The organism is Streptomyces sp. URMC 124 (assembly GCF_051386455.1).
GTDB lineage: Bacteria > Actinomycetota > Actinomycetes > Streptomycetales > Streptomycetaceae > Streptomyces.
On the sequence record NZ_JBPQTS010000620.1, the window covers coordinates 1 to 242 of the forward strand.

Annotated in this window: 1 protein-coding gene; it reads left to right on the forward strand. The window is 50.4% G+C overall.

Translation table 11 applies throughout. The annotated features are described in order from the left end of the window. Positions 1 to 242, forward strand: a 242-nt coding sequence (locus ACSNOG_RS33920) for a hypothetical protein (protein WP_436756506.1), incomplete at both ends; no start/stop codon positions are given.

Genomic DNA, 242 nt, shown 5'->3' on the forward strand with positions numbered 1-242 from the left:
CATTATTTCGGCGCAAGTTTTTTGAAGCCGGGGATGGTCGTGCAGCTTATTAAAGATCCGGGCAATCCGTATGACGAGGAGGCGATCCAGGCGGTGATTCCTCCGCTTGGAAAGATCGGTTACGTTGCGAACAGCACGCATACGGTGCCTAAAGGATGTCGGAGCGCTGGTCGGATCTATGATTCATTTGAACAACAAGTTTACGGTGTGATCCGGTTTGTTGTGAAGGATCTGGCCATTGT